Annotated in this window: 20 protein-coding genes; 15 read left to right on the top strand and 5 right to left on the bottom strand. The window is 65.7% G+C overall.

The features are described 5' to 3' along the window. Positions 1-161: 161 nt before the first annotated feature. Complete coding sequence (locus SO156_RS12810) at positions 162-1,100, top strand: hypothetical protein (protein WP_498535015.1); 939 nt, start codon at positions 162-164, stop codon at positions 1,098-1,100. A gap of 88 nt (positions 1,101-1,188) precedes the next feature. After that, positions 1,189-1,911: a bifunctional nicotinamidase/pyrazinamidase gene (gene pncA / locus SO156_RS12805; protein ID WP_458144541.1), complete on the top strand. Its 723-nt coding sequence runs from the start codon at positions 1,189-1,191 to the stop codon at positions 1,909-1,911. Between the two features lie 74 nt (positions 1,912-1,985). Here pncA and grpE read toward each other — a convergent pair whose 3' ends face one another. Both grpE and hrcA read right to left on the bottom strand, forming a co-directional pair. Beyond that, positions 1,986-2,600 (bottom strand): nucleotide exchange factor GrpE, encoded by a 615-nt coding sequence (gene grpE, locus SO156_RS12800; protein ID WP_458144542.1) that lies wholly within the window; start codon positions 2,598-2,600, stop codon positions 1,986-1,988. Positions 2,601-2,699: 99 nt separating this feature from the next. Then, positions 2,700-3,788 (bottom strand): heat-inducible transcriptional repressor HrcA, encoded by a 1,089-nt coding sequence (hrcA, locus tag SO156_RS12795; protein ID WP_458144543.1) that lies wholly within the window; start codon positions 3,786-3,788, stop codon positions 2,700-2,702. Positions 3,789-3,969: 181 nt separating this feature from the next. On the opposite strand from hrcA, the gene rph reads away from it, so the two are divergent. Genes rph through hemW form a run of 3 tightly spaced genes read left to right on the top strand, consistent with a single transcriptional unit; the run spans position 3,970 to position 6,473 of the window. Beyond that, positions 3,970-4,683: a ribonuclease PH gene (rph, locus tag SO156_RS12790; RefSeq protein WP_458144544.1), complete on the top strand. Its 714-nt coding sequence runs from the start codon at positions 3,970-3,972 to the stop codon at positions 4,681-4,683. Positions 4,684-4,693: 10 nt separating this feature from the next. Continuing rightward, complete coding sequence (gene rdgB / locus SO156_RS12785) at positions 4,694-5,329, top strand: RdgB/HAM1 family non-canonical purine NTP pyrophosphatase (protein WP_498535014.1); 636 nt, start codon at positions 4,694-4,696, stop codon at positions 5,327-5,329. After that, entirely contained in the window at positions 5,316-6,473 is a 1,158-nt protein-coding gene (gene hemW / locus SO156_RS12780; protein ID WP_498535013.1) for a radical SAM family heme chaperone HemW, read from the top strand. Before rdgB ends, hemW begins: the two co-directional genes overlap by 14 nt. 152 nt (positions 6,474-6,625) lie before the next feature. Here the strand turns inward: hemW and SO156_RS12775 are convergent, their stop codons facing one another. Continuing rightward, positions 6,626-7,855, bottom strand: a complete 1,230-nt coding sequence (locus tag SO156_RS12775; protein WP_498535012.1) for a penicillin-binding protein activator — start codon at positions 7,853-7,855, stop codon at positions 6,626-6,628. A 243-nt stretch (positions 7,856-8,098) separates the two neighbouring features. Here SO156_RS12775 and rsmI point away from each other — a divergent pair, with 243 nt between their 5' ends. The 7 genes from rsmI (at position 8,099) to SO156_RS12740 (ending at position 15,168) form a co-directional block, all read left to right on the top strand. Beyond that, positions 8,099-9,082 (top strand): 16S rRNA (cytidine(1402)-2'-O)-methyltransferase, encoded by a 984-nt coding sequence (rsmI, locus tag SO156_RS12770; protein ID WP_498535011.1) that lies wholly within the window; start codon positions 8,099-8,101, stop codon positions 9,080-9,082. After that, a complete protein-coding gene (locus tag SO156_RS12765; protein ID WP_458144549.1) occupies positions 9,069-9,476 on the top strand; it encodes a YraN family protein in 408 nt (135 codons plus the stop codon). Before rsmI ends, SO156_RS12765 begins: the two co-directional genes overlap by 14 nt. Positions 9,477-9,486: 10 nt before the next feature. Continuing rightward, on the top strand, positions 9,487-10,431 hold the full coding sequence (gshB, locus tag SO156_RS12760) for a glutathione synthase (RefSeq protein ID WP_458144550.1): 945 nt from the start codon (positions 9,487-9,489) through the stop codon (positions 10,429-10,431). Between the two features lie 339 nt (positions 10,432-10,770). Then, entirely contained in the window at positions 10,771-11,580 is an 810-nt protein-coding gene (cpaB, locus tag SO156_RS12755) for a Flp pilus assembly protein CpaB (protein ID WP_498535010.1), read from the top strand. 14 nt (positions 11,581-11,594) lie between these two features. Further along, positions 11,595-13,106 (top strand): type II and III secretion system protein family protein, encoded by a 1,512-nt coding sequence (locus SO156_RS12750; protein WP_498535009.1) that lies wholly within the window; start codon positions 11,595-11,597, stop codon positions 13,104-13,106. 35 nt (positions 13,107-13,141) lie between these two features. Then, a complete protein-coding gene (locus SO156_RS12745) occupies positions 13,142-13,876 on the top strand; it encodes a CpaD family pilus assembly protein (protein WP_498535008.1) in 735 nt (244 codons plus the stop codon). A 2-nt stretch (positions 13,877-13,878) separates the two neighbouring features. Then, positions 13,879-15,168, top strand: coding sequence for a CpaE/TadZ family protein (locus tag SO156_RS12740; protein ID WP_498535007.1), 1,290 nt, complete (start codon positions 13,879-13,881; stop codon positions 15,166-15,168). 128 nt (positions 15,169-15,296) lie between these two features. Here the strand turns inward: SO156_RS12740 and SO156_RS12735 are convergent, their stop codons facing one another. After that, a complete protein-coding gene (locus tag SO156_RS12735; RefSeq protein ID WP_498535006.1) occupies positions 15,297-16,064 on the bottom strand; it encodes a tetratricopeptide repeat protein in 768 nt (255 codons plus the stop codon). Positions 16,065-16,254: 190 nt separating this feature from the next. After that, positions 16,255-16,500, bottom strand: a complete 246-nt coding sequence (locus tag SO156_RS12730; RefSeq protein WP_458144641.1) for a PilZ domain-containing protein — start codon at positions 16,498-16,500, stop codon at positions 16,255-16,257. 364 nt (positions 16,501-16,864) lie between these two features. Between SO156_RS12730 and SO156_RS12725 the strand changes: the two genes are divergently transcribed. The 3 genes from SO156_RS12725 (at position 16,865) to SO156_RS12715 (ending at position 21,830) form a co-directional block, all read left to right on the top strand. Beyond that, on the top strand, positions 16,865-19,591 hold the full coding sequence (locus SO156_RS12725) for an AMP-binding protein (protein WP_498535005.1): 2,727 nt from the start codon (positions 16,865-16,867) through the stop codon (positions 19,589-19,591). Positions 19,592-19,701: 110 nt separating this feature from the next. Further along, the gene (locus SO156_RS12720; RefSeq protein WP_498535004.1) at positions 19,702-21,240 is read left to right on the top strand and encodes a YifB family Mg chelatase-like AAA ATPase; all 1,539 of its coding nucleotides are present in this window, start codon (positions 19,702-19,704) and stop codon (positions 21,238-21,240) included. A gap of 122 nt (positions 21,241-21,362) precedes the next feature. Further along, positions 21,363-21,830 carry a hypothetical protein gene (locus SO156_RS12715; protein ID WP_498535003.1) on the top strand — a complete coding sequence of 156 codons (468 nt, stop codon included), beginning with the start codon at positions 21,363-21,365 and terminating at the stop codon, positions 21,828-21,830. Positions 21,831-21,876 lie beyond the last annotated feature (46 nt).

The following is a 21,876-nucleotide window of genomic DNA, read 5'->3' as shown; positions in this document are numbered from 1 at the left end:
GCACGCGCGCCACCCTGTTACGGCGCAGCCAAACCCGTTAAAAGTCCGGGCGACAAACGTCCGGACGGCCGGACAGCTCAGCCAGGGGCCACGCCCCGCGCGACAAAGGGGCCCGACGCCCCACCATCGAACGGCCTCAATGTGGACCAAGTAGACTAGCCATGAAATTGATACGCCCCCTCGCCGCGCTTGCCGTTCTCATTGCCTCCGCCCTTGCGGCCTTCGCGGCCGATGCCGTTTTCCCGCCGGGCCAGCGCGTCGGCATGGTGCCGTTGATCGGCCTCTCCCAGGCCAAGACCTTTCCGGGCTTCGAGAGCGAGGACGGAGGCGTGAAGGTGCTGGTCACCGAGTTGCCGCCCGACGCCTATGGCGAGGTCACCAATGCCTTCAAGGCCAATCCCGGCGGCACCGGCGGCATCAAGCCGGACAAGATCGAGACGCCGGCGGGCCTTGCCTATTACACCGTCGAGACCGGCAAGGCCGGCACGGAAACGGTGAAGCGCTATTCGATGATCGTGCCGGGCACCGGCTTCTCCGGCTACGTCGCCGTGCAGATCCCGGAGAACGCCGCCAAGATCTACTCGGACGACGCGGTGCGCCAGATGTTCGCCACCGCGGTCACGCGCAAGGAGGTGCCGGTCGACGAGCAGCTCGCGCAGATGCCGTTCCGGATCACCGATCTCGCCGACTTCAAGAACGTCCGCATGCTGTCGCCGGGCGCCAGCATTGTGCTTGCCGACGGCAACGAGACCACGGGCTTCGAGCCCAAGCCGTACATGATCATTGGCCTGATCGGCGCAACGCCGCAGCAGCCGGATGATCGCGCCCGCTTCGCGCAGGAGGCGGCGATGCAGATCCCCGGCATGCGCGAGTCCAGAATCACCATGTCCGAGCCGATCCGCGTCAACGGCCAGCCGGCCATCGAAACCCGGCTCGACGGCGTCAGTGGCAAGGACAAGACCCAGGTTACGGTGGTGCAGTGGATCCGCTTCGGCGGCGGTACGTCGCTGCGCATCATCGCCAGCGCCCCGCGTGACCAGTGGTCGGAGGCGTTCACCCGCTTCCGCGCGGTGCGCGACGGCATCCAGCCCAAAGGCTGACCAAAGCCGGCCGCATTTTCGGGCTTTTGTTCGTACACAAATGGAACTACGCTTTCCTCCTTGGTTCATCCTGGAGGGAGGACGTACGATGCTGGATCGGCGCAAAGTACTCGCGGGCGTTTCCACTGTTGCTCTCGCGAGCCTCGTTTCAAGCAAGCTCTGGGCAGCGACGGCGATCAAGCCCGACGATGCCTCCGCGCTGCTCGTGATCGACGTGCAAAACTGCTTCCTGCCCGGCGGCAGCCTCGCCGTGAAGGAAGGCGAGCAGGTGGTGCCGGTGATCAACAAGATCGCAAAATCGTTCGCCAATGTCGTGATGACACAGGACTGGCACACGCCGGGGCACGTGTCGTTCGCCTCCGTTCACTCCGGCAAGAAGCCGTTCGAGACCATCGACCTGCCCTACGGCAAGCAGGTGCTGTGGCCCGACCATTGCGTGCAGGGCACCGACGGCGCCGCGCTGTCGAAGGACCTGTCGATCCCGCAGGCCGAGCTCATCATCCGCAAGGGCTTTCACAAGGACGTCGACAGTTACTCGGCTTTCCTGGAGGCCGACGGCAAGACATCGACTGGCCTCGCCGCCTACCTGAAGTCACGCAAGATCAAGCGCGTGTTCGTCGCAGGGCTAGCGACCGATTTCTGCGTCGCCTGGACCGCGCTCGACGCGCGCAAGGCCGGCTTCGAGGTCTATGTGGTGGAAGACGCCTGCCGCGGCATCGACACGCAGGGCTCGCTGGCCAAGGCCTGGGCCGACATGGCCAAGGCCGGGGTGAAGCGGATCCAGTCTGCGGATATCGCAGCCACAGCGTAACACCAGCAAGCTGTCATTCCGGGACGGCTCGGAGAGCCGAACCCGGAATGACGACACAGCTTTCAGAACACGGCTTACGCCGCGCCGTTCGACTCGTTGTTGTTGGCCGCGGCAGCGGCTTTCGCACCGCCCTTGGCAACGCCGACGAGAGCCGGGCGCAGCACGCGCTCGCCGATGGTGTAACCGGCCTGGACCACCTGAACCACGGTGCCCGACGGCACCGACGGATCGGGCACCTCGAACATCGCCTGCTGGAAATTCGGATCGAACTTCTGGCCCGAGGGGTCGAACTTCTTCACGCCGTGTTTTTCCAGCGCGTTGAGCAGCGAGCGCTCGGTGAGTTCCACGCCTTCGATCAGCGCGGTCAGGCCGGGATCGGCATTGGCACGTGCCTCGGCCGGCACCGCATCAAGCGCACGCTGGAGGTTGTCGGCGATATCGAGCACGTCGCGCGCAAAGCCGGTAATGCCGTAGAGCCTGGCGTCGGCGACCTCCTTGGTGGTGCGCTTGCGCAGGTTTTCCATCTCGGCCAGCGTCCGCAGCATGCGGTCGCGCGCCTCAGCCGCTTCCTTCTGCAAGATCTCGACCGAACCGGGCTCCGGATCGTCGGGCATGATGTAGGGCTTCGACACCACGGGCTCGCCGGTCGGCGCAGTCGTGTCTTCGGGTTGCCGGTCTTGATCGGTCATCGGCTGCCTTCTCGAACTCGTCTCAAGGGATTTTTCTCGCCGGGATATCGTGCTTCGCAGCGCGAAAATCAAGCGCCCGTGATCAGGCGAAAACGGCCGTCAGCCCCCCAACAGGCGGCTGACGATGCGGGCGGCATAGTCCACGGTCGGGATCACGCGGGCATAATTCAGCCGCGTCGGCCCGATCACGCCCAAAACACCGACGATGTGCCCGGCGGCATCCCGATACGGCGAGATGATCGTCGAGGAGCCCGACAGCGAGAACAGCTTGTTCTCAGAGCCGATGAAGATGCGCACGCCCTCGGCGGTCTCGGCGCGCCCCAAGAGGTCGATCACGCCACGCTTGGTCTCGAGATCGTCGAACAGCAGCCGCACCCGTTCGAGATCCTCCAGCGCGTGCAGGTCTTCGAGCAGATTGGCGTGACCGCGCACGATGAGCTGCCGGTCCTCATTCTCGCCACCCGACCAGCTCGCGATGCCGGCCGCGATCACCTTCTGGGTGAGCTGGTCGAGCTCGGCGCGGGCCTGCCCGAGCGCCGTTTCCAGCTCGAGCCGCGCCTCGGCGAGGGTCCGGCCGCGGATGCGTGCATTGAGGAAGTTGGAAGCCTCCGTCAGCGCCGAGGAGGGAACTCCAAGCGGTAGCGTCAGCACGCGGTTCTCGACCTGGCCGTCCTCGCCGACCAGAATCACCAGCGCCCGCTCGGGTTCCAGGCGGACGAATTCGATATGCTTCAGTCGCGCATTGGACTTCGGCGTCAACACCACGGCTGCGGCCCGGGTGAGGCCAGACAGCCGCGTCAGCGCCTCCTCCAGCGCCGCCTCGACCGATTGGGCGTGGCCGACATTGGTAAGCTGGCTCTGGATCGATTGTCGCTCGGCCTCGTTGAGTTCCCCGACCTGCATCAGCGCGTCGACGAAGAAGCGCAGGCCGAGTTCCGTCGGCAGCCGGCCGGCGGAGGTGTGCGGGGCGTAGATCAGGCCGAGCTGTTCCAGATCGGCCATGACGTTGCGCACCGAGGCCGGCGATAGCGGCAGCGCGATCAGGCGGGAGATATTGCGCGAGCCGACCGGCTCGCCGGTCGCCAGATAACTCTCGACGATTTGACGAAAGATGTCGCGAGAGCGCTCGTTGAGCTGGGCGAGGCCCGCGCGCGGCGCGATCAGATGAATCGGATCGTGATGGGCCACAGACGGTAACTCCTCTCAGATGCACATAATTTGTCCATCCGGAGGGCCGGTGACAAGCGCGTCTTTGGCCAAATGGGGGCGACGTTCCGACGCCACGGGGGAAAAGCCCTTGCCGGGCCCCCTTCCCCCTCCTACAAGCACCGCGAACAGCCTTTTCCCTGCGAGTTTTGGAGGATTTCCCATGCGGCCAAGCCGCCGTGCGCCCGACGAATTGCGCCCCGTGACGCTGGAGCGCGGCGTGGTCAAATATGCGGAAGGCTCGTGCCTCGTAAAATTCGGCGACACCCATGTGCTGGTCACCGCTACGCTGGAAGACCGCCTGCCGCCATGGCTCAAGGGCCAGGGCCGCGGCTGGGTCACCGCCGAATACGGCATGCTGCCGCGCGCGACCTCGGAACGCACCCGTCGCGAGGCTTCCGCCGGCAAGCAGAGCGGCCGCACCGTGGAGATCCAGCGTCTGATCGGCCGCTCGCTTCGCACCATCGTCGATCTCGAAGCGCTCGGCGAGCGCCAGATCACGGTCGATTGCGACGTGCTCCAGGCCGACGGTGGCACGCGCACGGCCTCGATCACGGGGGCCTGGGTCGCGCTGGCCGACTGTGTCAACTGGATGAAGACGCGCAACATGATCAAGGCGAACGTGCTGCGCGACAACGTCGCCGCGATCTCCTGCGGCATCTATAACGGCACGGCGGTGCTCGACCTCGATTATGCCGAGGATTCCGAGGCCGAGACCGACGCCAATTTCGTCATGACGGGCGATGGCCGCATCATCGAGGTCCAGGGAACGGCGGAACGCGAGCCGTTCACGCAGGAGGAATTCCTGTCGCTGATGGCGCTGGCCCGCAAGGGTGTCGCGCGTCTCGTGGACTTGCAGAAAATGGCGGTGGCGTAGTCAATAGGCCATGCACCGGCGAATCACAGGCAAGCTCATCATCGCGACCCATAATCCCGGCAAGCTTGCCGAGATGCGGGAGCTGCTGGCGCCGCACGGCGTCGAGGCAGTCTCGGCCGGCGAGCTTGGCCTCGACGAGCCTGAAGAAACCGGCAACGACTTTCGCAGCAATGCCGCGATCAAGGCCATCGCCGCTGCGAAGGCCATGAGACTTCCGGCGTTCGCCGATGATTCCGGCATCGTGGTCGGCGCGCTCGACGGCGCGCCGGGAATTTACAGTGCGCGCTGGGCGGGCCCCGACAAGGATTTTGCCGCGGCGATGGCGCAGATCGAGCGCCTGTTGAGGGAGCGCGGCGCCATCACGCCGGACCAGCGCAAAGCGCATTTCGTCTCCGCACTCTGCGTTGCCTGGCCCGATGATCATCTCGAGGAGGTCGAGGCGCGCGTCGACGGCACGCTGGTCTGGCCGCCGCGCGGCACCGCCGGCTTCGGTTACGACCCGATGTTCCTGCCCGACGGCCACACGCGCACCTTTGGCGAGATGGAAAGCATCGAGAAGCACGGCCTGCCGCCGTTGGGCCTTGGCCTGTCGCACCGTGCCCGCGCCTTCGTGAAACTTGCGGAGATCTGCCTTGAGCCGCGCTGACAGGGGCGCCTTCGGCGTCTACGTGCACTGGCCGTTCTGCCTGTCGAAGTGTCCCTATTGCGACTTCAACAGCCATGTCCGCCACGCCGCGATCGACGAGATGCGCTTTGCCCGCGCCTTCGCGCGCGAGATCGAGACCACGGCCAAGCGCGCGCCCGGCCGCGAGGTCACCTCGATCTTCCTCGGCGGCGGCACGCCATCCCTGATGCAGCCTGCGACCGTCGGCGCCGTGTTAGAGGCGATCGGCAAGCACTGGCGCGTCGCCGATGACGTCGAGGTCACGCTGGAAGCCAACCCGACCAGCGTCGAGGCCACGCGCTTTGCCGGCTATCGCGCCGCCGGCGTCAACCGCGTCTCGCTCGGTGTGCAGGCGCTCGACAATGTCTCGCTGAAGATGCTCGGGCGCCTGCACAGCGCGCGCGAGGCGCTCGATGCGGTTGCCATCGCGCGGCGTTCGTTCGAACGCTACTCGTTCGACCTGATCTACGCCCGGCCGGACCAGACGCCGGCGATGTGGGAGAATGAACTCCGCCACGCCATCGATGAAGCCGCCGAGCATCTGTCGCTCTACCAGCTCACGATCGAGGAAGGTACGCCGTTCTTCGGCCTGCACCAGGCCGGCAAGCTGAAAACGCCGGACGAAGCGGTCGCGCGCGCGCTCTATGACGTCACGCAGGAGACCTGCGACAAGCTCGGCCTGCCCGCCTACGAGATCTCCAATCACGCACGCCGCGGCGCCGAGTGCCGGCACAATCTGGTCTACTGGCGCGGCGAGGAATATGCCGGCATCGGTCCCGGCGCGCATGGCCGGCTCGACATCGACGGCATCAGGCACGCGACCGCCACCGAGAAGCGTCCCGAGGCCTGGCTGATGCGGGTCGAGACCAACGGCGACGGTGTCGTCACCGACGAACTCCTCAACAGCGAGGAGCGCGCCGACGAATTCTTGCTGATGGGATTGCGCCTCGCCGAAGGCATCGACCCCAAGCGCTACGCCGCGCTCGCCGGCCGCCCGCTCGATCCCCGCCGCATCGCGCTCCTGCGCGAGGAAGGCGCGATCACAGTCGACACGACGGGCCGCCTGCGCGTCACCAGCAGCGGATTTCCGGTGCTGGATGCGGTGGTCGCGGATCTCGCGGCATAGCCAACTGCCGTAGGGTGGGCAAAGCGACTTGTCCGCCGTAGCTCGAAGAGCGAAGGCGGAAGCGTGCCCACCTCTTCTGACGCAATCGTGGAGAGATGGTGGGCACGGCGCGAAGAGCACCTTTGCCCACCCTACGGCAGCCTCACTTGCTGCTAAGCCCCAAAGCTCTTCGGCGAGCCCGCGACCGCGACGCCGCCGCCGGTCGCCACCTTCATCACCGCAAGTCCCCGCTCATTGGTGCCGTCGGCGCGGAAACGGAACAGGCCGTCGATGCCGGCGAAGCCAGACGGGTTGGTCAGCACGTCCTGTGAGAAGCGCGTGGTGCCTTGTGTGCGCGCGAGCGCTGCGACGAGCGCCACTGCGTCATAGGCGAGCGTCGCCGTGCGCACCGGTTCGGCGCCATATTTCGTGCGGTAGCGGCCGGCGAAGGCGCGAAAGCCTGCCGGGTCCGGCGCGGCATAGAGACCACCCTGCAGCGCCTGGCTCGCATAGACGCGCGGGTTGTCCCACAGGCCGGTGCCGAGCAACTGGATGTTGCGCAAGTTGGCGCCCGCAGCGGTCAGCGCATCGGCCACCGCGACGACGGAATCGCCGTCATCGGCAATGAACAGCGCGTCCGCGCTGCCGAGCGCCTGCGCGACGTTGCGCGCCGGCGTGGCGCGATCGCCGCCGAATTTCTCGAACGCAACCACGCGTCCACCCCGCCGCGGCACCGCCGCCTTGAAGGCTGCCTCCACCACATTGCCATAGGCATTCTCCGGCAGCAGCGCCGCGAAGGAGCGCTTCCCGATGCTGGCGGAATATTCGACGATGCGGTTGACGTCCGATTCGGGCAGAAAGCTCAACAGGAAGACGCCGCGGCCGGCGATGCTGGCATCGGTCGAGAACGCCATCACCGAGATGCCACGCGTACGCGCGACCTGCGCAACGGCCGGCACGGATTGGGCGAACAGCGGCCCCAGAATGATCTCCGCGCCTTCGTCGACCGCCTGCTGCGCGCCGCCTTGTGCGCCCTGCGGCGTGCCGTTGTCGTCCTTGATCAGAAGCTGGACGTTCGGGTTCTGGAATTCGGCGAGCGCCATTTCGGCGGCGTTGCGCATCGACTGCGCGGCGAGCCCGGCATTGCCGGCGGCCGAGAGCGGCAGGATCAAGCTGACCTTCACCCCGCCGGTGCCGGCGGTGGTGGCCTGCTGCTGTGGCCCGGCGGGCCCCGGCTGAGAGGGGGAACTGAAGGGATTGGAGAACTGGCTGAGACTCTGCTGCACGCCGGTGCAGGCCGAGAGCAAGGGCGTGCCGAGCAGGAGCCCTAGCGCGCTCCGCCGGGTCGCTCCCGACGATCGGGGCCCGGAGGTGACAGACTTGGGATAGCGCGGGCCCGGCATGGCAACTCTTCGTAACGACCAGACCACTTAAGGCCCGGTCAGGACTTCACCTCCGCAAGGGAGGACGCGGATTCCAGCATATTGTCGGCAAATAGTTAACCAAAACAAAAGGATAATGACCGCTTAACGCGACCGCCCTTCCACCATGGCGAGCTGCCCACCGAGTTTTAAAGGCTGCACCAACGCGGGCTTTATCGCCGCGAATATGGCGCAAGCACGTCTCTCCCTTTAAGTGTATCCATTATGCGCGCAAAGACCGCCCCAATAAATACGCCTGAAGGTGCGGCGGAACCCGCCGCACGCGGTTTTGCCATTGGTCCCCATCACTTTTCAGCCAGCAAGGCGGCGCCGGGCCTCTACCTCGTCGCCACCCCCATCGGCAATCTCGGCGACGTCACCTTGCGGGCGCTCGAGACGCTGGCCGGCGTCGACATCGTTGCCTGCGAGGACACCCGGATCACCCGGCGGTTGACCGAGCGCTACGGCATCACCGCCCAGCTCAAACCCTATCATGAGCACAATGCAGAGGCTGCGCGGCCGAGGATCCTGGAGGCGCTGGCGCAGGGCGGTTCCATCGCGCTGGTCTCCGACGCCGGCACGCCGCTGATCTCCGATCCCGGCTTCAAGCTGGTGCGCGAGGTTTCTGCCGCGGGCCACGCGGTGTACGCGCTGCCCGGTCCATCCTCGGTGCTGGCGGCGCTGTCTGTCGCGGCGCTGCCGACCGATCGATTCTTCTTCGAAGGTTTTCTGCCCGCAAAATCGACCGCCCGCCGCAAGCGCCTCGGCGAGCTCGCCCGGATCGATGCGACCCTGGTGCTGTTCGACTCCGGCAATCGCGTGCAGGAGACGCTGGCCGATCTCGCCGAGGTCATGGCAGATCGCGAAGCCGCGATCTGCCGCGAGCTGACGAAGCTGCACGAGGAGATCTCGCGCAGCCCCCTCAGCGAGCTCGCCGGCCGTGCCGATACGCTGGAGACCCGCGGCGAGTTCGTGCTGGTCATCGGCCCGCCGGCAGCCGATGCGCGGGAGATGACGCCGGATGCGCTCGACGATCTCCTGCGCGAACAGCTCGCGAACAGCAGCGTCAAGGACGCGGTCGCGCATGCGGTCGAACTCTCGGGCCGGCCGCGCCGCGAGGTCTATGCCCGCGCACTCGAACTTGCCAAGAACTTGCCTGCCAAGAACTTGCCTGCCAAGAACTTGCGGGGCGACGATGGGGAAGACTGACGGCGCCCTGCCCGCCGAGCCCAAACTCCCCTCGCCGGAACGCGTCGCTGCGTTCCAGACCGGCATTTCGGCAGAAAGCCGCGCCGCGGCCTTCCTGATCGCCAAGGGCTATCGCATTCTGGCGAGACGCTTCCGCACGCCGCATGGCGAGATCGACATCGTCGCGCGCCGGCGCAATCTGATCGCCTTCGTCGAGGTCAAGGCGCGCGCCAGCCTCGATGAGGCCGCCTTTGCCGTGACGCCGCGCCAGCAGCAGCGCATCATCGACGCCGCGCAGGGGTGGCTTGCGGCGCATCCCGAGCATGCCGAATTTGAATTGCGATTCGACGCCATGCTGATTGCGCCGAAGTCCCTTCCACGCCATGTGTTGGCGGCATTCGACGCCTCGACCTGAAAGGCAGCCCATGAAACTGAACGTCGCCGTCCAGATGGACCCCATCGCCAGCATCAACATCCGCGGCGATTCCACCTTTGCGCTGCTTCTGGAGGCGCAGAAGCGCGGCCACGGGCTGTCCTACTATACGCCCGACAAGCTGTCGCAGGTCGGCAACGAGCTGGTCGCACCGGTGCAGCTCCTGACCGTGCGTGACGAGCCCGGCAATCACTTCACCCTCGGCGAGCCCAGGCGCGAGGCATTGAACGGCTTTGACGTGGTGCTGCTGCGGCAGGATCCGCCGTTCGATCTCGCCTACATCACCTCGACCCATTTCCTGGAGTGCATCCATCCGAAGACGCTGGTCGTCAACGATCCCGTGAGCGTGCGCAACGCGCCGGAAAAGCTGTTCGTGATGAACTTTCCGCAGCTGATGCCGCCGACGCTGATCTCGCGCGACCTCGACGAGATCAACGCCTTCCGCGAGCAGCACGGCGCCGTCGTCATGAAGCCCCTGCACGGCCATGGCGGTGCCGCGGTGTTCCGCGTGATGCCGCAGGACATGAATTTCGGCTCGCTCTACGACATGTTCTCGGTGACCTTCAAAGAGCCCTGGGTGATCCAGCAGTTCATCCCCGAGGTCAAGCACGGCGACAAGCGCATCATCCTGGTCAATGGCGAGTTCGCCGGCGCCGTCAACCGCGTCCCGGCGCCCGACGATCTCCGCTCCAACATGGTGCGCGGCGGCGCGGCGCAAGCCACCGACCTCACCCCGCGCGAACGCGAGATCTGTGAAACGGTCGGGCCGGCACTGCGCGAGCGCGGCCTCCTGTTCGTCGGCCTCGACGTCATCAACGACCGGCTCACCGAGATCAACGTGACCTCGCCGACGGGCATCCGTGCGATCGCGCGGCTCGGCGGGCCGGACATCGCGGCGAAGATCTGGGATGTGATCGAGACGAAGCGGAGCAAATAATCCGCACGGGCCGAAATTCTCCGATGTCGTCCTGGCTTTCGCCAGGACGACATCGAGGGAAGACGCCTCCCTCTCGCGCGTTTGGGCTTTCGCGTCGCGGGCTAACCACGCGTTCACCATGTCGCGTCACGCACAGACACAAAACGCCTGATCTCTTGCGTGAATCTACGGAGTTATCGCTTTCCGAATAACGCGGCGTTCACCATGCAGCCAAAACCCGCGGCGTGACCGGCGATCACATTCGGCCTCGCAACACCCCTTATACCTTTACTGCCTACTCATCGACGACGGGGAACCCGCCACGTGCGGTTCGAGTGCCCCGCGTAAGAGTAAAGGCGTATGAATACCGCACGCATCGTGGTTCTAGTCATTGCGCTCGGCGCCGGCGGCGTCGCCGCATATCTGGCGAGCAGCTATGACAACAGGCCGGCACCCGCGGCAGCACCCGTGGCTGCGCCGCTGCCCACTGTCGAGGTTCTCGTCGCAAAATCCGACATCGGCCTTGGCCAGACCGTCAAGCAGGAAGACCTGCAATGGCAGACCTGGCCAGCGTCTGCCGCGAGCGGCAGCTTTATCCGCCGCGAAGGCCGACCCGACGCCGTGACCCAGATTGCCGGCTCGATCGCGCGCACGCCGCTGATGCAGGGCGAGCCGATCCGCGAACAGAAGCTGGTGAAGGCCGACGGCTCGGGCTTCATGGCCGCGATCCTGCCTTCAGGCATGCGGGCGATCTCGACCGAAATTTCCGCGGAGACCGGCGCCGGCGGCTTCATCCTGCCGAACGATCGCGTCGACGTGCTCCTGACACACCGCCTGAAGAATGCCGACGCCTCGACCGGGGCGAATGACGTCATCGTTTCCGAGGTCATCCTGGCCAATATCCGTGTGCTCGCGATCGACCAGGCACCGAAGGAAAAAGACGGCCAGACTTCCGTGGTCGGCAAGACCGTCACGCTCGAGCTCAGGCCCGACCAGGCTGCTGCGCTCGCAGCCGCGCGACAAGGCGGCACGCTGCAGCTCGCGCTGCGGAGCATCGTCGATGCCAACGCACCGGACGGCTCGTCCGAGGGCCCGGCGAACAAGCGTCCCGACGGCGTCAGCGTGATCCGCTACGGCGTTTCGACGCGGCAACAAACGTCACAGAAGTGATGGGGATACCCAAGATGAAGAATGGGGATGATCGGACCCGCCTGCGCATTCGGGGGAATGGCGCGCGCGCGTTCTGCACGGGGGCCATGCTGATGCTCGGCCTCGCCGCAGCACCGGCGATCGCGGCGGACGCACCGGTCGGCGACCAGACCCCGGTGCAGGCGCCTGATCTCGGCGTGTCGCCGGTCGCAACGATCGCCCCGGCCAGGACCCGCTTCCTTGCACTCGGCGTCGGCAAGTCGGTGGTGATCGACCTGCCGCGCGAGGTGAAGGACGTGCTGGTCGCCGATCCCAAGATCGCCAACGCCGTAATCCGCTCCGCACAGCGCGCCTACATCATCGGCGGCGCGGTCGGGCAGACCAACGTCGTGTTCTTTTCGGCCGACGGCCAGCAGGTCGCCTCCTACGATATCGCGGTGAAGCGCGACCTCAACGGCGTGCGCGCCGCGCTCCGGCAGTCGATGCCGGGCGTCCAGATCGAGGGCGTCGGTGACGGCGTCATGCTGACCGGCTCGGTGTCCAGCCCAGTCGAGGCTCAGCAGGCCGGCGACGTCGCCGCGAAACTGGTCGGAAACGCCGACAAGGTCGTCAACAACATCGTCGTGCGCGGCCGCGATCAGGTGATGCTGAAGGTCGTGGTCGCCGAAATGCGCCGCGACATCGTCAAGCAGATGGGCGTCGACCTCAGTGCCAGCCTGAACGCCGGCACCGCGATCGTGAACTTCAACAATTCCAACCCGTTCACCGCGAGTGGCGGGCCGCTGGTCAGCGGCAACGCGCTGAGCGCAGCGGCCGCCGCCAAGGGCCTGCCCACGGTCACCGCGACCATGCGCGCCATGGAAAGCGCCGGCGTCATCAAGACGCTCGCCGAGCCGAATCTGACCGCAATCTCCGGCGAGTCCGCGACCTTCATTGCAGGCGGCGAATTCCCGATTCCGGGAGGCTATGCCTGCGATCCCGTCACGCATGTCTGCACCACGCAGATCTCCTACAAGAAGTTCGGCATCTCCCTGAACTTCACGCCGGTGGTGCTGAGCGAGGGCCGCATCAGCCTGCGTGTGATGACCGAGGTCTCGGAGCTGTCGAATACCAACGCAATCACCGTCTCGCAGTCCATCTCCTCGAGCTCTACCAGCTCCGTCACGATTCCCTCGATCCAGACCCGCCGCGCCGAGACGACGCTCGAGATCCCGTCAGGCGGCTCGATGGCGATGGCGGGCCTGATCCAGCAACAGACCAAGCAGGCGATCAACGGCCTGCCCGGGGTCGACCAGATTCCGATCCTCGGCCAGCTGTTCCGCAGCCAGGACTACGTGAACAACGAAACCGAGCTGATGGTGATCGTGACGCCCTATGTCGTGCGCGCAGTCGCACAAAAGGAATTGTCGCGGCCCGATGACGGGTTTGCGCCGCCATCGGATGCGCATTCGGCGTTGCTCGGCCGCATGAACCGTCTCTACGGCATCGCGCGCCACATCGATCCCGTCACTGGTTACCAGGGCGATTTCGGCTTCATCATCGACTGAGACGAACGAGGCTTCAACACGAGGGGGATGAAGCGATGACGAGACTACCGGTCGATAGCCGCAAGAAGCTGTGCCTCGCGGTCATGCTGATGGGGCTCTCCGTGATGCTCGGTGCGTGCAACACGACCGAGGAGATCGTCACCCAGACCGTGCCGACCGACTATCGCCAGCGCCATCCGATCGCGGTGCAGGAAGGCAAGCGTTCGATCGTGATCTTCGTCGGCCAGGCCCGCGGCGGCCTGTCGGAGGCGCAGCGCGCCGACGTCATGGGCATCGCGCGGGACTGGGCGCGTGAAGGCACCGGCGCCGTCGTGGTCGACGTGCCCGTCGACACCAAGAACGCCCGCGCTGCGGCTGCGACCTACCACGAAATCCGTTCGGTGCTGGCGGCCGGCGGCGTGCCTGCGCGCGGCATCGTGCAGCGCCCCTATCGCCCCGACGATCCCGGCCTGCTGCCGACCATTCGCCTGAGCTACTCGAAGATCGCCGCAGTCGCAGGTCCCTGCGGACTGTGGCCGGAAGATATCGGGCCGTCGATCTTCGACCCTGGCTACAACGAGAACAAGCCGTACTTCAATCTCGGCTGCGCGACGCAGCGCAATCTCGCCGCGATGATCGATAACCCTGCCGATCTCGAGCAGCCGCGTGCCGAAACGCCTGCCTATACATCGCGGCGCGCGATCGCGTTCGACCGGTACCGCAAGGGCATGCCGACCTCGACGACCTATCCCGACGCCGACAAGGCCAAACTCAGCGACACGGGCAAATGACAATGAGCGGCCAATACGAAGACGACGCCGACGACCTGCAGCACCCCGACCAACACATTGCGCCGGTCCCGCGAGTTTCGGTGCAGGCGTTTTGCGAGACCGAGCAGACCTACGACGCGATCACCGCGGCCGGCCAGGACCGCCGGCTTGCGAAAGCCCATCTCACCGTCAAGGAGGGCGGCCTTGCGGCGGCGGTCGAGGCTTATGGCTCGATGCCGACGCCGAACGTGATCGTGATCGAATCCGACGGCACGCGCGACATCCTGGAAGGGCTCGACGATCTCGCCGGCGTCTGCGATCCCGGCACACGCGTGGTCGTGATCGGCAATCCCAGCGACGAGGCGCCCTATCGCGAACTGGTGCGCCGCGGCGTCAACGACTACGTGATCGGACCGGTCGAGACCATCGACGTGGTGCGATCGATCTGCAGCCTGTTCTCGGCCTCGGAAGCCATCATCACGGGCCGCGTCATCGCGGTGGTCGGCGCCAAGGGCGGCGTCGGTGCATCCACGATCGCGCACAACGTCGCCTGGACCATCGCGCGCGATCTGGCGCTCGATTCGGTCGTGATCGATCTCGATCTCGCCTTCGGGACCGCGAGCCTCGACTACAACCAGGATCCGGTGCAGGGCATCGCCAACGCGGTGCTGACGCAGGAGCGCCCCGACACCGCGCTGATGGAGCGCCTGCTCGCCAAATGTACCGAGCGTCTCAGCCTGCTGGCAGCACCCGCCACCCTCGATCGCGTCTATGATTTCGGCGCCGAGGCCTTCGACGCCGTGTTCGATACGCTGCGCATGACCACGCCCTGCATCGTGCTCGACGTGCCCCATCAATGGTCGGGCTGGACGCGCCGCGCGCTGATCAACGCCGACGACATCGTGATCGTGGCCGAGCCGGATCTCGCCAATCTGCGCAACACCAAGAACATGCTGAGCGTGCTGAAGGCCGCGCGGCCCAACGATCGCCCGCCGCTCTACTGCCTCAACCAGGTCGGCATGCACAAGCGCGCGGAGATCGAGGTCAAGGCCTTTGCCAAGACCATGGAAAGCCAGCCGGTCGCGGTCATTCCCTTCGATTCGAAGCTGTTTTCGACGGCCGCCAATAACGGCCAGATGATCGCCGAGGTCTCCAAGAGCCACCGCACCGCCGAGACGTTCCAGAACCTCGCCAACCGGCTTGCCGGCCGCGGCGAGGTCAAGAAGCCGAGACAGTCATTGCTGGCGCCGCTGCTCAAGAAGCTGAAGGGCAAGCCGAAGCGCGAGTCAGCGCCACATCGCAAGGCGTCGTAGAGCCTGATCCGGACCCGAAGGGCCGCGTTAGCGCAAAGTGCGAAGCGGTTTTCCCTCGCGACAAACGCGAAACGCGTTTGCGCAGAGATCATGCTCAAACGATAAGTTCAGACGCGCTGCGGGCGGCGCTACTTCTCCGCCCGCTGCTGCTTCCTGGCGAGGAGCTGCCGCAGCGCCGTGACCTTGGCCTGGGCCTGGTCCGGCGGCAGATCGGCCTTCACGATGCCCTCGGCCTCGGCCTGGCGGCCCTGCAGTCCAACCACGAGCGCGAGATTGGCCCGCACGCGCGCATCCTGCGGGGCGCGCTCGTGGGCACGACGCAGCGTCTCCTCCGCCTTCGGCAGATTGTTCTGGAGCACGTAGGACAGGCCGAGATTGGACAGCACCGATGGCTCATCCGGCACGATCTTCAAGGCACTGCCGTAATATTGCTGCGCTTCCTCGTTGCGGCCGAGCTGATCGAGCACCGCGCCTTGCGCCGACAGGATGTGCCAGTCGGGATCCTCCGGCGTATGTGCGCGGCTCAGCACGTCGAAGGCTTGCTGGAAATTACCGTTGTCGGCGAGGGCGCGGCCATAAGCCGCAAGCAGCGGCTTGTTGCTCGAGTGGGTGAGCACGGCCTGCTCGAGCACGGCGACGGCCTGCGCATGCTGGCCGTTCTCGCGCAGCGCCCTGCCATATTGTAGCGCGATCTCGGGATCGCTTGGGGTCGCGCGGTAGCGCTCGCGCAAGCCCTCGAGATCCGGCTTGGCCTCGCGGGCGGTTTCCGGCTTGGCGCCGAGCGCGCCGGTGATGTCCTCGAGTCCCGTGGTCTGGCAGCCGCAGAGCCCGAGCGCGAAAAGCGCGGACAACAGCAATCGCGCCGGGGACGAAACAAGGGACGAACGCTGGGACATACTCTGATCTACCGTCGGCGACTGATCAGAGATGCTTTCCCGATTAACGCTAATTTCCCGTTAAGGAACGCGCACCTGCACGGCCTAATTGTTCGAGCATGATCTCCGCGCAAACGCGTTTCGCGTTTTGTCGCGAGGGAAAGCCGCTTCGCACTTTGCGCTACGCGGCCCATCGGGCCTAAATCACGCGCTAATCGATGAATTCGGCGCCGAATTCGCAGCCGATGCGCCAGCGGAGCTGGCACTGGCGGGAATAGTCCGGCGCGAAAATGATGGTGAAGTGCGGCGGCACCTCTAGAAACTCCGCCACAACTTTCACACCGCCATCGGAAATATCCGTGATCGTGCAATCCCTCGGCAGCGACCCCGCGCCAAAATGAATCTTGGCAAGCCGACTGCACACCCGACGTTCGCTTCTCCGGCGATTTGCAAGCATCTCGATTTTCACTTGTTAGATCACGGCCCATCCCGCGTCCTAGGAGTACCGAACATTCGTTGGGATGTGCTGAGCGGATCGGCTCGCATTCGAGGCTTACTGTCCCGGTCCCGTTTACGCCTCGTTAGGACCTTGGCTTTGCTCCCTTGATTTGCCGCGCCGCCTGCGACCCGCAAGCTCCGCAACCCCCTGCTTTAAACCAAGCCAAAGTTCGTCAGACCATTCCGAGGTACTCACCACTGCCAGTTGCCCGTCCGGTGGAAAGGTTATCACTTTTAGGTAATTGCCCGGGTAGTCGCACCGAGGCGCTACCAGATCCGAGGAGCGGGAGTTGCTCGTAGAGAACGGGAAGTTGGAGCCTCGTTTGATCCGCTCCGAGGGGGTCTCGTGCTCGCAACGGCCTGGAGCCCAGCCTGGAGCCCAAGACACACTGGGCAACGACACGCTGGGCCAAAACACGCTGGGCCAAGTCATCGGTCGGATCGCCAGGCAATCCCCAGAGCAGCCAGCGATCGTCTCCGGCGCCTTTGCGCCTCTGACGTACCACGATCTTCAGCGCCAGTTGGACGATGTCCGCCGGCAGCTGCGTCTGGCCGGGTTCGATTGCAGCGCCCGTATCGGGGTGCTCATGCCGAACGGCCCGCAGGCGATTCTCGCCATCGTAGCAGCGGCATGCTGCTGCATCGCAGTGCCTCTTGATCCGCGGCTTTCTCCGACCGAGATCGATCAGCGCCTCGACATGCTGCGCCTGGACGCTCTTCTCGTACCGCAAGGCAGTAACTCTGAGGCCCGCAAGACCGCTGAGCGGAGAAGGATCGTCGTCATCGAAGCCGTCCCGGCCGGACACGACGAGCTTGGATTCACGATCGCCGTGCAGGTGTCCGCCGCTCCGGCGATCGACGCTGAGCCTGATCCGAGCTCACCGGCCTTCATCCTGCAGACATCGGGTACGACGGCGCAGCCGAAGCTCATTCCATTCAGCCACAGCAATATGCTGGCGGCGGCCGCACGGCTTCAGGCCTGGTTCGACCTCACGTCAAGGGACCGTTGCTTGAGCGTGTCGCCCCCCTACTATTCTCATGGGCTCAAAGTGACGGTCTTCACGCCGCTCCTGACGGGCGGCAGCATTGCTGTCCCTGCGAACAGTGCCATCGTCGCGCTCGACGAGTGGTTCGATGTCTTGCGGCCGACCTGGTATTCGGCCGGCCCCACGCTACACGCTGCCGTGCTGGACAAGGCCAAAAGTCCTCGGGAAGCCGAGGCGGCGCACACCTTGCGGTTCGTCGTATCGGGCGGCGCGCCGCTTCCGAAGGAGGTGCACGACGGCCTGCAGCGCATTTTGGGTGTCCCGGTGCTGGAGCATTACGGCTCCAGTGAAGCCGCGCAGATCGCCGCCAACCTGCCGCCGCCCGGCCCGAACAGGCCAGGGACATGTGGGCAACCTTGGCCGCATACCGTCGCCATCGTTGGTGACGATGGACATCCGCTCCCACTTGGTGCGCGAGGCGAGATCTTGGTGCGCGGCCCCACCGTGATATCCGGCTATCTCGATGCGCCCGATCTCAATCAAGCGTCCTTCGTGCGTGGATGGTTTCGCACCGGCGATATCGGCAGCCTCGACGGAGACGGCTTTCTGTCCGTGCACGGGCGCTTGAGCGAACTGATCAACCGCGGCGGCGAGAAGATCGCGCCGGCCGAGATCGAATCCGTGCTACTCCGCCATCCGGCGGTAGCCGAGGCCGCCGCTTTCGCGATCCGCCATCCACGCCTTGGCGAGGATGTCGCAGCCGCCATTGTTGCCCATCCTCATGCGCAGACGACGACGGCCGAGCTCCGCCAGTTCCTGCAACGCGAGTTGGCCTCGTTCAAGATTCCACGACGCATTCTGATCCTCGACCAACTGCCAAAGGGGACGACGGGAAAGGTCCAGCGGCGACGACTTCGCGAGTCGATCGACACGCGCTCGGACCATGAGGGGACGACGCCCGAGCCCGATGTGAACAGGAGGCCATTGGATCTGGAAGCCGAACTGCTGAGCCTATGGCGGAGGCTGCTCAAGTCCGAAGCGCTGACGGTCGACGATGATTTTTTTGCCAGCGGTGGCGACTCCCTCCTGGCGATGGACATGCTCATTGAGGTCGAGCGGATCATTGGCCAACCCGTACCGGAAACGATCCTGTTCGGGGCAGAGACCATCCGGCAATTTGCTCCCAAAATCGCCGTGCAGGCGGGCACGCCGCCGACGCCCTTGCTGCAGTTTCATGCCCGCGACGATCGGCCCTCCCTGTTCTTCTTCAATGGGGACCTCGTCAGCGGACACGCCTGTGTGCGGCGGATGGTCGAGCTTTTCGGGCCCGATTCCCCGATCACTTCCATCAATCCTCATGGTCTTCGTGGCGAGCCAATTCCGCCGTCGATCGAGACGATGGCGGCCGACCGACTGACGCTGATCCTGGAAAGGCAGGCGAGCGGCCCGTTCCTCCTGGGCGGCAAATGCAACGGCGCCATGGTCGCATTCGAAACGGCTCGTCTGTTGATGGCAGCCGGCCACAGGGTTGAGATGGTTGTGATGGTCGACCCGCCAACCATCAGTGCCCGTGCAGCACCGCAGGCGATCCTCGCGCCGATGAGGCGCTTGGCTTGGCCTTATCTTCTGCGCTGGACGTTTGAACTGATGGCCCGGCTGGAGCGATCCTGCACGGCCTCGACCAGCGGCGATGTTGCCAGGCGGCCAATGCAGGTGTTCGAGACGATCGGCAAGCTGTATCGCGGCTTGTCCAATTCCAAGCTGAATAGCGAGATTCCGCCGGCGCTATGGGATGCTTATTCGATCGCCATGGCGCGATATCGTCCGGCGCCGCTCGAGGTTCCCGTGACCTTTTGCGCCGCTGACCACGACGGTCGGGCGTGGCGGCGCATCAGTTCGCAGCTCGAAGTGATCCGGTTGCCCGGAGGGCATCGTGACTGCCTCATCACTGGCGCAGCCCCGCTGGTTGATCATCTTCGGCAAAGGATTGACGTTCTGGCTGACGATGCGCCTCCGGCGTTGAACCGCACCCATCCGGGGACGCCTGGCCCGATTGCCGCGTGAGATGGCGCGCGGGCACCTGGCTTCGCGACTGCGGCTGCAGCAGAATGTTCCCGTAATGTTCTTGCGCTTCGCGCTCCGGTCCGCTACCCTCGATTGCAACAGGGGGTAGCATGGTCCAACGCGTTTCCACCGTCGCCTTTGAGGGCATCGAGGCCCGCTCGGTGGACGTGCAGGTGCAGGTCGCGCCGGGCCTGCCCGCCTTCGCCATTGTCGGCCTTCCGGACAAGGCGGTGTCGGAGGCGCGCGAGCGGGTGCGTTCGGCGCTGATCGCCTCAGGGCTGGCGCTGCCGGCGCGGCGGATCATCGTCAATCTGGCGCCGGCCGATCTGCCCAAGGAAGGCAGCCATTACGATCTGCCGATCGCGCTGGGGTTGATGGCGGCGATCGGCGCCATCCCGCCGGATGCCCTCACCGGCTTCACGGTTCTTGGTGAGCTCGGCCTCGACGGCTCGATCGCGCCGGTCGCCGGCGTGCTGCCGGCCGCGATCGGCGCCAATGCCCGCGAAGATGGCCTGATCTGTCCGGCGGCCTGCGGCTCGGAGGCCGCCTGGGCGAGCCCGGACATCCAGATCATCGCCGCCAGCTCGCTGATCCAGATCGCCAACCACTTCAAGGGCACGCAGGTGCTGTCGCGGCCCTCGCCGAAGGTGCATGAGGCGGCCGCCTCCCCGCTCGATCTGCGCGACATCAAGGGCCAGGAGAGCGCCAAGCGCGCGCTGGAGATTGCCGCGGCCGGCGGACATCATCTGCTGATGATCGGCGCACCGGGCGCCGGCAAATCGATGCTGGCCGCGCGCCTGCCCTCGATCCTGCCGCCGCTGTCGCCGGGAGAGCTTCTGGAAGTCTCGATGATCGCCTCCGTCGCCGGCGAGATCGAAGGCGGCGCTCTGACCTCGCGGCGACCGTTCCGCTCGCCGCATCATTCCGCCAGCATGGCCGCGCTGACCGGCGGCGGCATGCGGGCAAAACCCGGCGAGATCTCGCTCGCGCATCAGGGCGTGCTGTTTCTCGACGAGCTTCCGGAGTTCGATCCGCGCGTGCTGGATTCGCTGCGCCAGCCGCTGGAAAACGGCGAGGTCTCGGTGTCGCGAGCCAATCACCGCGTCACCTACCCTGCCCGCTTCATGCTGGTCGCGGCAATGAATCCGTGCCGCTGCGGCAACGCGTTCGAGCCCGGCTATGCCTGCAAGCGCGGCCGCATCGACCGCTGCACGGCAGACTACCAGGCGCGCATCTCAGGTCCCCTGATGGATCGCATCGATCTGCGTATCGAGGTGCCTGCTGTGACTGCGGCCGACCTGATCCTGCCGCCGCCAGCGGAAGGGTCAGTCGAAGTCGCCGCGCGCGTCGCCGCGGCCCGTGACATTCAGCGCGCGCGTTATCAGGCCGCGGGATTGCCGAACGTCCGCACCAATGCCGAGGCACCGGCCTCGGTGCTGGAAGAGATCGCAAAGCCCGATGCGCAGGGCCAAAAACTGCTGCGCGATGCCGCCGAGACCATGCGGCTGTCGGCGCGCGGCTATCACCGCGTGCTGCGGGTGGCGCGCACGCTGGCCGATCTCGACAACGCCGACAGAATCGGCCGGCTGCATCTCGCCGAAGCCCTCTCCTACCGCGCACTCGCGGAGGATGTACGCCAGCCGGCGTGACGCGCATCCGTATCAACCCGGCGGTAACGAGTTTCCTTTACGCTCTGCAAACCATAAGGCCCACGCGTTCATCTCGGCCGCTTCACTGGGCCATATGCGAGTCCTTGGGCGAGTAGAGTGTCATGTTGCGTTTCAAGATCCTGGCTTCGGTTGTTCCCTTGATGGCGGCGGCGGTGCTGGCACGCGGCGGGCCTGGATCGGCATCGCATCCCTGCATCGCCTTCGGCGAGACCCCGGTCGAGCTCGCATCGGTTCCCTGGACCGCCGGCCTGCACGTTGCCTTCACAGACGATCCCAACCGCGCCACTGTCCGCGTGCAGATCACCGAGGCGGCGGAGGCTGCGGATTTCGTCCTGGTCGACGACACTCCGACCTCGGAATCGGACGCCTGCCAATCCAGCGCGGCAACGCGCCTCGTCGCGATCGCCGCGCATCCGAGCAGCGATGCCCCGGTGATCTACCTCTCCAGCGAGGGTCCGGCGGACTATCGCATCTATGTACGGTCGAAGACCTTCTCGGCTCGCGATGCCGCCGCGCTGATCGTCGGCGCTGCCGGTGCGCCCCGCCATCTTCAGGCCGCCTCGCTCTGAGGCGTTAACGTCTCATCAACCTTGTTTCGAGCCGGCCACAAAACCT

This window comes from Bradyrhizobium sp. UFLA05-125 (assembly GCF_059803515.1).
This window is presented reverse-complemented; position numbering and strand designations above follow the sequence as displayed.

Bases quoted from the DNA above. Each gene is read 5' to 3' on its own strand.
- rsmI (WP_498535011.1), top strand. From the start codon at position 8,099: ATGCGCGCAAAGACCGCCCCAATAAATACGCCTGAAGGTGCGGCGGAA.
- SO156_RS12750 (WP_498535009.1), top strand. From the start codon at position 11,595: ATGAAGAATGGGGATGATCGGACCCGCCTGCGCATTCGGGGGAATGGC.
- cpaB (WP_498535010.1), top strand. From the start codon at position 10,771: ATGAATACCGCACGCATCGTGGTTCTAGTCATTGCGCTCGGCGCCGGC.
- rph (WP_458144544.1), top strand. From the start codon at position 3,970: ATGCGGCCAAGCCGCCGTGCGCCCGACGAATTGCGCCCCGTGACGCTG.
- grpE (WP_458144542.1), bottom strand. From the start codon at position 2,600: ATGACCGATCAAGACCGGCAACCCGAAGACACGACTGCGCCGACCGGC.
- SO156_RS12745 (WP_498535008.1), top strand. From the start codon at position 13,142: ATGACGAGACTACCGGTCGATAGCCGCAAGAAGCTGTGCCTCGCGGTC.
- rdgB (WP_498535014.1), top strand. From the start codon at position 4,694: ATGCACCGGCGAATCACAGGCAAGCTCATCATCGCGACCCATAATCCC.
- SO156_RS12715 (WP_498535003.1), top strand. From the start codon at position 21,363: ATGTTGCGTTTCAAGATCCTGGCTTCGGTTGTTCCCTTGATGGCGGCG.
- pncA (WP_458144541.1), top strand. From the start codon at position 1,189: ATGCTGGATCGGCGCAAAGTACTCGCGGGCGTTTCCACTGTTGCTCTC.
- SO156_RS12730 (WP_458144641.1), bottom strand. From the start codon at position 16,500: ATGCTTGCAAATCGCCGGAGAAGCGAACGTCGGGTGTGCAGTCGGCTT.
- SO156_RS12765 (WP_458144549.1), top strand. From the start codon at position 9,069: ATGGGGAAGACTGACGGCGCCCTGCCCGCCGAGCCCAAACTCCCCTCG.
- SO156_RS12740 (WP_498535007.1), top strand. From the start codon at position 13,879: ATGAGCGGCCAATACGAAGACGACGCCGACGACCTGCAGCACCCCGAC.
- SO156_RS12810 (WP_498535015.1), top strand. From the start codon at position 162: ATGAAATTGATACGCCCCCTCGCCGCGCTTGCCGTTCTCATTGCCTCC.
- SO156_RS12735 (WP_498535006.1), bottom strand. From the start codon at position 16,064: ATGTCCCAGCGTTCGTCCCTTGTTTCGTCCCCGGCGCGATTGCTGTTG.
- gshB (WP_458144550.1), top strand. From the start codon at position 9,487: ATGAAACTGAACGTCGCCGTCCAGATGGACCCCATCGCCAGCATCAAC.
- SO156_RS12720 (WP_498535004.1), top strand. From the start codon at position 19,702: ATGGTCCAACGCGTTTCCACCGTCGCCTTTGAGGGCATCGAGGCCCGC.
- SO156_RS12775 (WP_498535012.1), bottom strand. From the start codon at position 7,855: ATGCCGGGCCCGCGCTATCCCAAGTCTGTCACCTCCGGGCCCCGATCG.